Annotated in this window: 11 protein-coding genes; 2 read left to right on the top strand and 9 right to left on the bottom strand. The window is 52.6% G+C overall.

The annotated features are described in order from the left end of the window. Nucleotides 1–2 precede the first annotated feature (2 nt). The 9 genes from ACYP2Q_RS07850 to ACYP2Q_RS07810 all read right to left on the bottom strand — a co-directional run bounded on the left by ACYP2Q_RS07850 (nucleotide 3) and on the right by ACYP2Q_RS07810 (nucleotide 11,081). Nucleotides 3–668, bottom strand: coding sequence for a TetR/AcrR family transcriptional regulator (locus tag ACYP2Q_RS07850; RefSeq protein WP_400749145.1), 666 nt, complete (start codon nucleotides 666–668; stop codon nucleotides 3–5). An 83-nt stretch (nucleotides 669–751) separates the two neighbouring features. Next, nucleotides 752–2,722: a CocE/NonD family hydrolase gene (locus ACYP2Q_RS07845; RefSeq protein WP_400749142.1), complete on the bottom strand. Its 1,971-nt coding sequence runs from the start codon at nucleotides 2,720–2,722 to the stop codon at nucleotides 752–754. Nucleotides 2,723–2,897: 175 nt separating this feature from the next. Next, nucleotides 2,898–3,515, bottom strand: coding sequence for a TetR/AcrR family transcriptional regulator (locus tag ACYP2Q_RS07840; protein ID WP_400749139.1), 618 nt, complete (start codon nucleotides 3,513–3,515; stop codon nucleotides 2,898–2,900). A gap of 28 nt (nucleotides 3,516–3,543) precedes the next feature. Further along, the gene (locus ACYP2Q_RS07835) at nucleotides 3,544–3,996 is read right to left on the bottom strand and encodes a MarR family winged helix-turn-helix transcriptional regulator (protein WP_259197915.1); all 453 of its coding nucleotides are present in this window, start codon (nucleotides 3,994–3,996) and stop codon (nucleotides 3,544–3,546) included. After that, nucleotides 3,993–4,868 (bottom strand): amidohydrolase family protein, encoded by an 876-nt coding sequence (locus ACYP2Q_RS07830; RefSeq protein WP_400749137.1) that lies wholly within the window; start codon nucleotides 4,866–4,868, stop codon nucleotides 3,993–3,995. The genes ACYP2Q_RS07835 and ACYP2Q_RS07830 overlap by 4 nt, the downstream gene beginning before the upstream one ends. 1 nt (nucleotide 4,869) lies before the next feature. Next, nucleotides 4,870–6,618, bottom strand: coding sequence for an acyl-CoA dehydrogenase family protein (locus ACYP2Q_RS07825; RefSeq protein ID WP_400749135.1), 1,749 nt, complete (start codon nucleotides 6,616–6,618; stop codon nucleotides 4,870–4,872). Between the two features lie 70 nt (nucleotides 6,619–6,688). After that, entirely contained in the window at nucleotides 6,689–8,578 is a 1,890-nt protein-coding gene (locus tag ACYP2Q_RS07820; RefSeq protein ID WP_459729959.1) for a feruloyl-CoA synthase, read from the bottom strand. 138 nt (nucleotides 8,579–8,716) lie between these two features. After that, on the bottom strand, nucleotides 8,717–10,165 hold the full coding sequence (locus ACYP2Q_RS07815; protein ID WP_400749130.1) for an aldehyde dehydrogenase: 1,449 nt from the start codon (nucleotides 10,163–10,165) through the stop codon (nucleotides 8,717–8,719). Nucleotides 10,166–10,250: 85 nt separating this feature from the next. Beyond that, nucleotides 10,251–11,081, bottom strand: coding sequence for a p-hydroxycinnamoyl CoA hydratase/lyase (locus ACYP2Q_RS07810; protein ID WP_259197924.1), 831 nt, complete (start codon nucleotides 11,079–11,081; stop codon nucleotides 10,251–10,253). Between the two features lie 431 nt (nucleotides 11,082–11,512). Between ACYP2Q_RS07810 and mhpT the strand changes: the two genes are divergently transcribed. Together mhpT and ACYP2Q_RS07800 are read left to right on the top strand one after the other, a co-directional pair. Next, nucleotides 11,513–12,727 carry a 3-(3-hydroxy-phenyl)propionate transporter MhpT gene (gene mhpT, locus ACYP2Q_RS07805; protein WP_459729958.1) on the top strand — a complete coding sequence of 405 codons (1,215 nt, stop codon included), beginning with the start codon at nucleotides 11,513–11,515 and terminating at the stop codon, nucleotides 12,725–12,727. A gap of 80 nt (nucleotides 12,728–12,807) precedes the next feature. Beyond that, the gene (locus ACYP2Q_RS07800; RefSeq protein ID WP_459729957.1) at nucleotides 12,808–14,052 is read left to right on the top strand and encodes an OprD family porin; all 1,245 of its coding nucleotides are present in this window, start codon (nucleotides 12,808–12,810) and stop codon (nucleotides 14,050–14,052) included. The last annotated feature ends 48 nt before the right edge of the window (nucleotides 14,053–14,100 follow it).

Raw genomic sequence — 14,100 nt, 5'->3', positions numbered from 1 at the left:
TGTTAGGAAGAAAGATTTTCCGTTCGTACAATAAACATTGCCATGGCTTGTTTGGCAATGCTGTTTTTCAATCGAGCACTGAGTGTTGGCTTTCCACAAAATACAGCCGGTGCAACCATTGGCAAAGAAATCGCCGATATCAACATACCAAAGAATAGTTCGTCATTATGCGCGATGATTATTCCTGCTTCTCGCGCTTTTGAAATTAGAGGAAGGCTTGCGGCTTTAAAGGGCTCGATAAGCTCTTCATTCAATTTTTTAAGTCTTGGCCCAGGGTTGCTTGCCTCCAGCAGAAGAAAAGCAGGAAACTCTGGCATGTGGAAAGAAATATCAGCGAAGAGCTGAATAAATCGTTGCATGGCTTTTTCGGGGTTCTTCTCCGCTTCGTCATTAAGATTGCGTATCTGCGCCAAATGATCAACTTGTCGTACCGCAAAACTATCTACAATATAATCCCAGAGATCGGCCTTCGATCCGAAGATCCTAGCAACCAGTGCCATATCGACACCAGCGTCCGCGGCGATTGATCGCAGAGAAACACCTTCATAGCCGAACTTCGAAAATGCTTGTAAAGCTGACTCAAGTAGAACCTCTCGACCGCTTACCTCTCCACTACGTCTGCGACCACGTTGAGCCTTTTGAGGAGGGACGGCGCTTTCGGATTTCAAGCAAAATACCTCTGTATGCAAGATTGCTATGCCCCTGCTGCGGTTGCCGGCCTTGGCTTACAGCCAAGGCCGGCACTGATTAGTCAGAGGGTAATCACTGGGATTAACAAGTGGCTATCATACCTACCGCCGAGGTGGAACACATGAGTTCCCTTGTTACGGCTTGTGGGAGTTGGAACCTTCTGTTCGCGGATGGCGCTCGGTGATGTGTTAGCACCGCCCCCCATGCTCTTCAATGCCCCAGGGTTGCTCCGGTCATGTGTGAAATTCTGCTCAGATATTTCGATCTTAGCTGCGCCAAAACCCATGTCGAAGTCGGTGCTCATCGGGTGGTGAGCTGCAATCGTCAGATAGAGTTCTTCTCCAGCCTTATAGCGCATTGCCATAGGCCAAATACCAATCTCCACTGGCACAATTTCCCCGGGCTTCAGCAGCTCTTCTCGTTCATGCTTCAGATAAGGCTCGAAATCGGTTGAGAGCTGTTCATTCAATTCGCGCTGGGATACGCGCAGCAGCCCGGTCGAGGCCACCGGCCCGACCATGCCCTCACCCAACTCGCGATTGTAGGGATTTCCCGTAGCATCGCGTTTTTCGACGCTTACGGCTAGTTCCATATCGTTCGAGCCTTTCGCTTCTACCCAGAGGCGAAGCTTCATGTAGCCGATCAGTTCAACGTCCTTATCGAATTTGTAGGTCAGCGAGATCTTACCGTTTGGCCCGACTTCGTAAGATATCTTGGCCTCTTTAGGCGGTGCTGCAGTATCTAGGTTGCCCTTGTCCGCCAAGAACAATTTCGTCGATTTTACTCGAGCTGGTGGCCACTGTTTTTCAACTCGATCAACCTCGTCGGTGCCGCTCGGATCAAGCACACAAATCCTCACCTGAGGCGTTTCTTGCCAACCGTTCTTCTCCCCCTTGAGGTAGTGGTTGAAGAATTTCAACAACTCCTGCTCATACTGCGGGGTGTAGAAGTCGAGCCATTCGTTCGTGTTGTTCACTCGCAACCACTTCTCTTTCGAAGCAATTTTTCGGAAACCATCAAACGTGCCATGGGTATGCGCAGCGTTGGTGTAGCTCGCGACGACATAGGCGGGAACCTGAATGCGTTCCAACCGGGCTTTCTTGTCAGCCCAATAGGGACTCATCACCTGCTGTTTAACAATCATGCGAGGCTGATCTTCGATGTACCCTTTGCCTGCAAAGGTCTGGATGATTGCCTCGGGGAATGCCGGAGCTGGAATGCCGCCGCGGTTACCGGTGTCACGGAAATGGTCGCTGAAGCCTTCCCAGGGGGCGATCGCGGCTAGGTGTGGGGGTTGTTCCGCCGCTATGAACCATTGCGACACTGCTAGCCATGAATTACCAGCCATCCCAATCTTGCCAGAGCTCCAAGGCTGCTCAGCCGCCCACTCGATGAAGTCGTAGCCGTCTTCGGCTAACTGACGGCCCCAATAGCTGATATTGCCCTCTGAGTTATATGCGCCTCGAGGGTCAGGATTCAGCACCACATAGCCTTGTTCGACCCAAAATGCTGGATCCGGCCCTTCGAATTTCTGCAGCTCGGACACCCACTCTAAGGGCACACCAGCGCGACCATGAATGTCATCCAGCCATTGCCCCCCAATCTCCTTGCCGTAGGGGCTCCATGCGACCAGCGAAGGAAATTTACCGCTCTTGGCCGGACGGAAAACATCAACATAGATGGTAACCCCATCGCGCATCTTAACCGCAACATCTCGCTCGAGAATTATGTCAACAGGAAGGGGTTTCGCACCCGCACGGCGAATAGAACCTTTCGGCAAGGTTACCTGCTCGGGCTTAAATCCTGTGTAACGTGCTCGAGGAGCCTCAGGTGGCAGAGCTTTGCGGTAAGGAATTTCTGCCGCATCGTCACCATAGATACGGGTCGGAAAATCTCGGGTCATCACGTCATCTCCTAGAGTGGTGGCGCGCGCCACGCCACCGAAGGTCGACATCAGAGCAGCGCCTACCGCACTCGCAAGCACAGTTCGACGCGACATTACGAGCAGGCCGGGCATTTCTTTACGATCCAATTTAGACCTCAGAAAATCATCAAATGATGATTTATCATGGATGCAATGCTCTGTCCTGTCAAAGAAGAAATGCTTCGCTTAAACCGAATATTGGCGCTGAGGCTCAAGCACGGGCTTCTTGCTCGCATAGCTTTTGGAAGGGTGCAATGGTGAGGTATAGCCACCGGGATAGGCTTCAACACGAAGACGAACGTGCCTGGATTACCTGCGTCGCGAGGTCGAACAGAATTCGCGAGATCTCCTCCAGTCCGAAGCCGGAACCTAGCAGGCAGCCAGGTACGGAATTCAACAATTGAACGATGTCACCAGCTTTTTGAGTCGCGCAGCTCTTGAATTGTCCGTCTATGAGGGGATCAATCAACGTCAGGGTATACGCCTCATACTTGTCCGCGTGGGCTCTCAGCGCATCGCCATAGACGTCTGTTAAATTTACCTTTTCCCTTTGCAGTAACTGGAAATGCAAAGGCATCGAGCTATAGATATGTACATGATATTCAATGAATTTCTGCAAGCGCTCTACAGGACTAAGCGCATAGACGTTGTATGTTAGGAAACCTGGGACATTTAAAAAGTCATAAATTTCTTCTATAAATTCGAACAGTAGCTGTTCTTTACTCTCTATGTAGTAGTAAATCGATCCAGGTTTCAAGCCGATATGCAGAGCCAAATCTCGCATGCTTATCTGGCGAAATCCATGTTGCGCAAAGAGTTTGAGCGCAGTGTGCCGGTGCCCATCAAAGGCGCCACGGTCGTTTCCCTCCCTGGAGGTAGTCACCCTCAATGAGTTATTCATAACAGCAAAACCCAATTTATTAATGCGGTTAAAGCATTTTGGAGAGCAGAAGGTGCAAATGGGCCTTCTCATCATCACTAAGAGCTGAACAAACTACGTCGTCACTTCGTAAAGCGACGACCTTTAGCTTCTTAACCAGCTCTTGACCTTCTTCGCTCAAATGGAGGAAGTTTGCTCGCCTGTCCTGAAGTCCCCGCTGTCGGATTACAAGTGCTCGTCTCTCGAGCTTCGTAATCAGCTGGACAACCTGAGAAGGCTCCATGGCTAAGCTCCGAGCCAAATCCACTTGGGTGATTCCAGGAAACTGCTCCAATATGAGCATCGCGGAAAACTGTCCAGGTCTGAGTCTGAAGTCGGAAAACTGCTCAGTAAGATGCTGGCTCATTCGAATTTGTATTCGACGGAACGTATAGCCAAGCAGATCATCGAGACGTACATCGACATCTTGATCGGCACCTGGCGGAGCATTCACCATATTCATACGGCCTCCGAACTCAGCCCTAGTACCCGCATCGCGTTTTCTTTGAGGATGAGAGAGTGCACCTCCTCCTTAAATCCAGCTTCCTTAAAGTCCTTCATCCAGCGATCGGGCGTAATCAATGGAAAATCTGAACCGAAGAGCATTTTCTCTTTAAGCAAAGTATTCGCGTATTGAACGAGTTGCGGGGGAAAGTACTTTGGCGACCACCCTGAAAGGTCTATGTAAACGTTGGGTTTGTGAAGGCAGACGGACAACGCCTCATCCTGCCAAGGCCATGATGGGTGCGCGACGATGATTTTCATATCAGGAAAATCCGCGGCAACGTCGTCCAGGTGAATGGGATTAGAGTACTTTAGACGTAATCCGCCGCCGCCCGGCATGCCTGAGCCTACACCGGAATGACCACTATGGAAGATTGCTGGCAGGCCATGCTCAGCAATAACCTCGTACAGCTGATAAGCCATGCGGTCGTTCGGGAAGAACCCTTGGCAGGTAGGGTGAAACTTGAACCCCTTGATACCAAAATCGTTAATCAGCCGACGCATTTCACGAACACCCATCTTCCCTTTATGAGGATCGATACTTGCGAACGCCATCATCATGTCCGCGTTGTCTTGCGCCGCAAGCGCTACCTCTTCATTGGGGATGCGGCGCCGACCGATCTCAAATTCCCAATCGACCGTAAACATCACCAAACCGATTTTTCTTTCTCTGTAGTACGCGATGGTTTCCGCAATGGATGGCGGGGCTCCAGATTTGAAGTACTTGCGCTTAGCCTCTTCAAACTCAATCCTGTAGTCATCGTCTGGCGCATGACAGGAGACCTCTGCATGAGTATGAATGTCGATAGCAATCAGGTCGGCAGCATTCATTTCAACCCCTCCGTTTGAACGGCAGCACGGCTGCCTTGCGGATAATTTTGATTCTCAGATCGGCTTCCGGCAGGACGTAGTCAAAGTAAAACTGAGCCGTTTCAATTTTGGTTTGGTAGAAAGGCCCGGCTCGCTCTAATGAGATTCGCCATGTTCGCGCCCACGCGTAGCCAAGCAGCACTAGGCCCATCAAGCGCAAAAAATCAGTCGCTATTCGATAGGGTTGCTCGGGATCTTTACTATCGTGCAGTGAACTCACCACTTCACGTAACTCAGCGCAGAGAACCTCGAGCACAACGCCATACCCAGAAACGCTGTGAGCCTCCTGGTGAGCCTCATTCAGGATGAGCTCTATCAGATTGCCAAAGGCGTTATGTTTGTCGCCTAACACCTTTCGAAGAAGCAGATCATTGGCCTGAATTTCATTGGTGCCCTCGTAGAGCATGACTACCCTGCTGTCCCTTAGTGTCTGCTCGATGCTGTAATCCTGTACATAACCGTATCCACCATGTACCTGCAAAGCTTCGCTGGCCAGCCGGAAACCTTGCTCGCTGAAGAAGGCTTTGATTATTGGTGTCAATAAACTCGCTTGCTGCTCTAGGCGGTGCCGTTCAGCCTCTGAAGCGTCTTCTGCCATATCAAGTAAATGGGCAGCCCAATAGCCAATAGCACGCATGCCCTCTGTGTATGCTCGAAGCTCCAGAAGCTTGCGACGCATCGCCGGGTGGTACTCAATAGGATCAACAGGTGCAGCAGGCACGCCTTCTGGTCGACGAGGAGCGCGCATCTGCGTGCGCTCCGCGGCATAGCCAGTTGCTTCCTGCAATGCCATCTGTGCATGCCCAAGTCCCTGCAACCCGACATGGAGACGCGCAGAGTTCATCATGATGAACATGGCGTTCAATCCAGCATCTTCCTGACCGACCAGCCACCCCTTAGCGCCCTCGAATGCAATGCTGCATGTCGGACTGCCATGGATTCCCATCTTATGTTCGATTCCAACGCAGCGAATTCCGTTCTGCTCATCGCCCTGGGCGCCGCTGAAGTATTTAGGAACCAGAAAAAGCGAAATACCTCGGTTACCCGCCGGAGCTCCCGGTACACGAGCCAAGACCAAGTGCAGAATGTTCTGAGTGAAATCGTGTTCTGCACCAGAAATGAAAATCTTGTTGCCAGTCAGCGTGTAGGTACCGTCGTTTTGCCGATCAGCCCTGGTACGCACTAATCCGACATCGCTGCCTGCTTGGGGCTCGGTCAGGCACATGGTTGGAAGGCATTCACCGGAGACGATTTGTTCAAGATATCTCGCACGCAGCTCCTCTGATCCGTGCGCGCGTAGGCATTCGTAAGCACCGTGCGCAATGCCTGTGTACATCGCCCACGCGTGATTAGCGCTGAAGAGCATTTCATGTAGCGCTGCGTTCAATAATTGAGGCAGTCCTTGGCCCCCATCTTCAGTTGCACATGCCAACGCTGGCCAGCCACCTTCAACATATTGTGCGTACGCCGCGGCAAACCCAGTCGGAGTGCGAACCTCCCCGTCGATCCACCTGCACCCTTCACGATCACCTATCGCATTGAGAGGAGCCAATTCGCCAGTTGCAAATTTCGCGGCCTCTTCGAGCACCTGCGAGGCAAGCTCAATGTCTAGGTCAGTGAACAACTGAGACTGTTGCCAAGCATTGGGAGCCTGGAGCCATTCTTCAATCACGAAGTTCATATCGCGCAGGGGTGCAGAGTATTCAGACATCTCGAGCTCCAGATGTGAGAGCACACGATGGGGGCATCGACCGTCGACAATCCCATCCGTACCTTTTTATTTAGTCTTGACTGGCCAGCAACCGGCTAGGATCGGTACCGTCATAGAGACTTTCGATTTTCTCCGCCCGATGCGTCAGCACAGCGCGTTGATTTACGGATCCCTTGTCAGTGATCTCGCCTTTATCTAGCGCTGGGGGTTCTGTAAGCCAGGCGGCCCAATCGATGCGAGTGGCAACGCCTGTAGCTTTTTCATTCAGTCGATTGATTAGAGCTAACAACCACTCACGTGCTACAGGACTTTCCAAAATATCTTGGGCGCGCGCTGTAGCGTCTGCGCCAACGAGGCTTCGCATCTCTTCAATGTGAGGGAACACCAGTAATCCAATACGCTGGCGATTCGGCGCGGCTACGACCACATCCATGATGTACGGGCCACCAGTTGCAATCACTTGCGCGCGCAGGGGGCCAACACTGACAAATCCGCCTGAAGACAACTTGAAGTCCTCTGCAATTCGGCCGTCGAACATCAACCCCAACTCTGGGCATGCCGGGTCAGCAAAACGCACGGCGTCGCCTGAGCAATAAAAACCTTCTTCGTCGAAAGCGCTTGCGGTTTGCTCCGGAGACCGCCAGTAGCCAGGCATGACGTTTGGCCCACGGAAGCGAGCTTCGTACTTACCATCGACTGGCATCATCTTCACTTCGCAGCCTGGCGCTGGCAGGCCCACGTAGCCGGACACGGACAGAGGCCCGGTTGTAAAAGTACAGCTGGGAGCAGTCTCGGTCATGCCAAGCCCGGCCATGATCTGGATGCGCTCACCACAATGTTCAGTAGAGATTTTCTCCAGACGATCCCATACCGATTGTGAAAGGCCTGCACCGGCGAAGAAGAACAGTTTCATACGCGAGAAAAATCTTTCCCTGAGAACTGCATCCTTCTCCAGCGCGCAGACTAGCTCCTCCCAACCCTTTGGTACTGTTAGGTATGCGGTAGGGGAGATTTCGAGGAGATTACGCAGCGTCTCCGCGAAATGCAGAGGCGTCGGTTTTCCATCATCGATATACAGCGTCCCGCCGTTATACAAAACGATACCGACGTTATGGCTGCCGCCGAAGGTATGGTTCCAGGGCAACCAGTCCACCAAGACGGGTGGCTCCTCGATAAACTCCGGGAACGTCTGGCGCAGCATCTGCTGATTCGCGCACAACATCTGCTGCGTGGTAACCACCGCTTTGGGCAACTTGGTGGAACCGGACGTGAACAGGAATTTGGCTATGGTGGAGGGCTGAACCTGCTCGAACGCCGCAAGAGCGTCGCGCGTATCGATGGGCTGGCATAGATCTTCAAACGAAATATGACGTCGTTTCTGAAGCTCTCCGCAAGTCAGCACCACAGGCGTATCAATCGACACTACTGAATCTATCGCGCGCTCGTACATTGCCCCATTGGCCGCGAAAATTAGGCCAGGGTTTAGCGTGTCGATAATGTGTTTGAGCTTGCCGAAATCCTGCGCGACCGTTGAGTAGGCCGTAGAGACCGGACAGTAAGGTATGCCGACATAAAGGGCCGCAGTGGCTAACTGCAAATGCTCCAAATCGTTGCCCGACAAGATGACCAGTGGGCGCTCTTCACTTAAATTGAACGACAGCAGATGCTGACCAATGATCTGAGCTCGCTGCAGAATTTGCGAATAGCTAATTCGCACCCACTCCCCATCCGAATCTCGGCGTGCAACAAACGTATGGTCAGGTTTAGCTTGCGCCCAGTGCACGAGACGATCCATCAAGCGTTTTGGATAGGCTTCCAAATACTCGTTCGATCGAAGGTAGATAGCCCCACCACGCTGCTCGATCGTCACTCCAGGCCTACCAATGACAACCGGGCGTATGGGAGGCAGTGCATGCCCCCCTACCTCGGGCGACTCTTTCCACGTAGTTTCGCTATTCACGTATTGAACCTCTGCAGATTGCAACGCAAGGCGATCTCTAAGAGATCAAGCCTTCAGCGTGTTGAAGCACTGAAGAGTCAGCGCCTCGTGTTGTTTTTATTCGAAGCAGTAGAGAACCAATAAAGCGTGGGTACGCAGTTAAATTGGGTAGGCTCGATTACCATGCTGGATGGTCACCCATCGCAACTGGGTGAACTGGTCGATGGAAGCTTTGCCTCCAAAGCTACCGTAACCGCTGGCCTTGACGCCGCCGAAAGGCATCTGTGGTTCGTCGTGGACGGTTGGGCCATTGATGTGGCAAATACCCGACTCAATTTGTTGAGCCAACGCCAGGGCGCGCGAAGTGTCTCGACTGAAAATGGCTGCGGAAAGTCCGAACGCTGAATCATTGGCCAGACGAATCAACTCCTCGTCCCCGCTTCCGCGGATGACTACCGCGACAGGCCCGAACGACTCTTCGCGATATAGCTGCATGTCCGAAGTGACGCCATCGAGTAGCACAGGCTGCATGATGCTGCCCTCCACTTTGCCGCCACAAATGAGGTTTGCCCCCAACTCGATTGCCTGACCTACCATCCCTTGAATTCGTCGTGCGGCAGCACTATCCACGAGAGATCCCAATACAGAATTTTCATCTTCCGGATCACCTGCATGGAGCGTCTGAACTTTAACGGTCAGCATCTCAACAAAGCGGTCGGCGACGCTCTCGTCCACGATTAGCTTCTCGGTGGACATGCATATCTGGCCTTGATTGAAGTAGGCGCCAAATGCAGCGGCCTCTACTGCGGCTTCGAGGTCAGCATCGGCTAACACGACCAGAGGAGCCTTACCGCCTAGCTCAAGCAAGGCTGGCTTCAGATGACGCGCTGACAGCTCTCCGATAATCCGCCCGACATGTGTTGACCCTGTGAAGTTAACGCGTCGTACCGCAGGATTTGCGATCAATCGTTCAACAATCTTAGAGGCATCTTCCGGGGCATTACTGATGACGTTGACCACGCCATCTCCAAGACCTGAATCCTGGAGCACCTGTCCGATCAGATGATGAACGGCAGGACTAATTTCTGAAGATTTCAATACCACCGTGTTGCCACACGCTAACGGCATAGCGATTGCTCGAGTCGCGAGAATGACCGGCGCATTCCACGGTGCGATGCCCAGAATCACTCCGCAAGGTTGACGTATTGCCATGGCAAAGGAACCTGGTACGTCCGATGGAATCACGTTCCCCTGAATCTGGGTAACCATCGATGCAGCCTCACGCAATACGTTCGCCGCCAAGAACACGTTGTGGGCATACCAGTTCGCCATGGCGCCGGTCTCACCCTTAGTAGCGACGAACTCCGCAGCTCTTTCAGTCATGAGCTCAGCCGCCCGCAGCAGTCGCGCACGACGCTCACTTGGCGGTAAAGCAGCCCATGCAGGGAATGCATCCTTTGCTGCCGCGACAGCTGCATCTGCATCTTCCACAGTGGCAGCTGCTACCTGAGAAACGACAACACCGCTCACAGGATTGCATCGCTCGAAGGTTTTCCCATTTGAGGCGGGCCTGGCTTGACCGCCTATCAACAGAGGAACGTTGAACATTGATCTCTCCTAGTTACGCAAAGGCTGATTGACGATCGGGCGTGACGTAGCGACGCGAATCTGCAGCGCTACGTGGTTGACGACCTCAGCGCTTGTAGGCCTGCAGACCCGGCTTGATAGATTTATCATCCAAGAATTGCTTCATGCCCTGCTCACGGCCGCCCTCGGTGTCGAGCAGGCGTGACTGATCAAGCTTGGCGTACAGGTAATCTTCGTTCTGCTCCCAGGTGAGTTCACGGCAGCGCTTGAAACCAATTTTCGCTGCCCGCAGCACGACAGGGTTCTTGTCCAAGAGATCTTGAGCCAGCAATACAACTTCATCGCGAAGCTGGGCCAGCGGGACACTTTTGTTGACCAGACCCATTTCGGCGGCTTTCTGCCCATCGAAAGTCTTGCCAGTCATGATGTAGTAAAGCGATTGACGATGCCCGACGGTATCGGCCATTGCCTTGCTTACCAGGTTGCCTGGCGGAATACCCCAGTTGATTTCCGAGAGGCCGAAGGTGGCTTCATCTGCCGCGATTGCCAGATCACAAGCAACCAGAGGACTGAAACCGCCACCGAAGCACCACCCGTTCACCATCGCGATCGTTGGCTTGGTGTACATCCGCAGCAGTTTCCACTGCCACTCAGAAGCATCACGACGGATACGCTCTTGAAGAATTTCCGGGCCTGCATCGACTTCTCGGAAGTATTCCTTCAAATCCATGCCGGCAGTCCAGGCTGAACCAGCGCCAGTCAATACCAGCACGCGAGCTTCGGCGTCCTGCTCGAGGACTTCCAGCACATCGCGCATTTCGCGATTCAGGGTAGGACTCATCGCATTGCGTTTCTCGGGGCGATTCAGGATCACCCAAGCGATGCCCTCCTCCAGTTCGACTTTTACGGTGCTCCAACGGTTTTCGTACTTGCTCATATCTCACCCCGGGTTTGGCTCGATGGCCGTTCATGGTGAAACGACAATAATCCTCAGAATATAGTTATGTCAATTAATCATTTTGTTCGTGATCAAATTTAGTGAGACGTTGCCTGGCGCATTCCGCGGCCCTACAAAAGCTTAGGCGGCTAGCCGTTGGAGCCTTTGAATACGGTGCTTATACGATAATATTCGTTACAGTTACCGATTTCCGCTCCAAAAGGAATAAATCATCGTTCGTTGACTATCCTTGAAATTTGCATCTATGATCGCGAAAACTCGTTAACAAACCTAACGAATCACAATAACAATACCAACGAGAGCGCAATCATGGCCTTTGAATCATGCAAGCCACTCCACCATCGGGCAAAACCACCTGTCGTCCGCATCGATCTCACCACCACAGAACCAAGGAATTTCGGGGGTGACTTATGAAGCCTGCTCGTAACCACGCCGTAATCACCGTGGCCTTGTGTTTCATCGTCGCACTGCTCGAAGGCGTGGATATTCAATCGGCGGGAATCGCAGGGCCAGGAATTGCCGCTCACTTCCAACTGGATAAGGCGGAGATGGGCTGGGTATTCAGTTCGAGTATTTTGGGCCTGCTGCCTGGCGCATTTATTGGTGGGCTACTAGCTGACAGGATCGGACGAAAGACAGTGCTCATTGGCTCCGTCCTGCTGTTTGGTGCCTTTTCTATCGTCACCAGCATGGCTTGGGATTTGCCAAGTTTGCTGTCGGCAAGGTTCATGACTGGGCTGGGGCTTGGAGCTGCCCTACCCAACTTGATCGCGCTGTCATCCGAATCGGCTCGAGAGACTGGGCGCGCAACTGCAGTAAGCCTGATGTATTGCGGAGTACCTTTAGGAGGAGCGACCGCTTCGTTGGTAGCGATGCTTGGTGGGGCTGAGCAATGGCAGTTGGTTTTCCATGTCGGTGGGTGGGCTCCAATAATCGTCGCGCCGGTGCTCTACTTTTTCTTGCCTGAATCTTCTTCGTACCAAGCAACGACCAGATCACAGAACGCTCAATCCCGTACTGGTATTGCAGATGGTTTGTTTGGAAGGGGCCAGGCAATGCCGACCTTGCTTTTGTGGATCAGTTGTTTCTTCACTCTGACCGTTGTCTACATGTTGCTGAACTGGCTTCCCACATTGCTGGCGGGCCAAGGGTTCAGTCGATCAGAAGTCGGGACAGTTCAAACGCTACTGAATCTGGGAATGGCTTCCGGCTCCATTCTCGCCGGCGTACTCCTCGATCGCTGGAACGCCATCAAGCTCGTTGCCTTGATCTATGGCGGCATGCTGCTGGCACTGCTCGGCTTAGGAATATCAGCCAGCTTCGTAAATATGTTGATCGCCGGATTTATCGCAGGCTTTTTCGTACTCGCCGCGCAGTTGATCCTGTATGCCTTGGCTCCACAGTTCTATCCCTCCGCGATTCGGGCGACAGGAGTCGGCTCGGCAGTAGCAATAGGTCGTTTTGGCTCCATGAGCGGCCCTTTGATTGCCGGTCAAATGCTTGCGTCAGGTACCGGAGTGGCAGGACTGATGCTGGCGGCATCTCCAGGAATTTTGGCCGCGGCTGCAAGCGTCATTGTTCTACTTCGTAGAGAAGAACGGAAAATGGCGCTGAGAATTGCGTAACGCTTGAACGCTTCATAAGGCGACTGAGTAGTCGCCATGCTCTTTCGACTCATTTAAAAATAATAATAGAGAATTCAATCATGAAAGCGGCTCAGTACGTAACTGCGCTGCTGCTTTCGCACGCGACCTGCTCTATAGCGAGCGGCTTCGTCGAGGACAGCAGCGCCACACTCGCTCTTCGAAATTTCTACATGGATCGTGACTTTCGCGACGGTAGCGGACAATCGCAAGCTCAGGAATGGGCTCAAGGCTTCCAATTTAATTTCAGCTCGGGATTTACCCCAGGGACGCTTGGTTTCGGGGTGAATACTTTAGCTATGGCAGGGTTCAAGCTTGACTCTAGTCCTGACCGCACAGGCACAGGCTTACTCCCTTATGACACCAGCGACCGAGAGCCACGCCCCAATTACAGCAAGGCAGGCGTAGCAGGGAAGGCACGAATCTCGAAGACCGAACTTCAAATAGGGAGCGTCACGACGTTGGTGCCGGTCGCATTCCCTGTGACTGCTAGATTGTTTGCCCCTTACTATGAGGGCGCAACCCTCCAGTCAAAAGAGATCGACAATCTGACAATCAATGCAGCCTCATTTGATCGGCAGATTTATCGCGACTCAACCAACGGTGACAAGCTAAGGGTAAGTAGTCCTAATAACCGGTTTATCGGCAGTGCTGAGTCCGATTCGTTTTACTATGGTGGGGCCGAGTACCAGTGGAATCCTTCTTTGAAGACTAGCTACTACTTCGCGCAGCTTCAGGACATCTATACGCAGCATTTTGTAGGCGCTACCCACAAAGCGGCCATCGGCAGCGATTCGCTCACTACAGAAGCTTATTTGTTTCGGAGCTTGGGCGATGGTGCAGAACGTGCAGGCAACGTCGACAATTACAACTTCAACATTAACCTAAGCTATCGCCATAAGGCTCACACCTTCAGCTTGGGTCATATGCGCCTCTCGGGCGAAAGCGCGATGCCTTATCTTGCTGGCACCGATCCGTACCTTATCGTTGGTGGGAGCCTCGTTTCAGAGTACATAAATCCGGACGAGCGCGTTTGGCAAGCCAAGTATCAATACGACTTTGCTGCGATGGCGATTCCTGGATTAACCGGCATGATCCGAGTTGTTCGAGGTGATAACGTTCACCTCCCACAATATGACTGGTCAGGCTCCGAATGGGAACGAGACATCGAACTTGCCTACGTTATTCAGCAAGGCACTTTCTCAGGCGTCGCCTTCCGTGTTCGACAAGGCCACTACCAGAGCGATTTTGCTCGTAACGTTGACGAGACAAGGCTCAACATTGATTACACGTTTAAGCTATGGTGAGCTAGCAATGAACTGTCGACCCTAAGCAGCCATCCCTGCAGGCTGCTT

The organism is Pseudomonas sp. MHK4, assembly GCF_054600775.1.
Note: the sequence above shows the minus strand (reverse complement) of the source record. Positions and strands in the feature narration are given on the sequence as shown.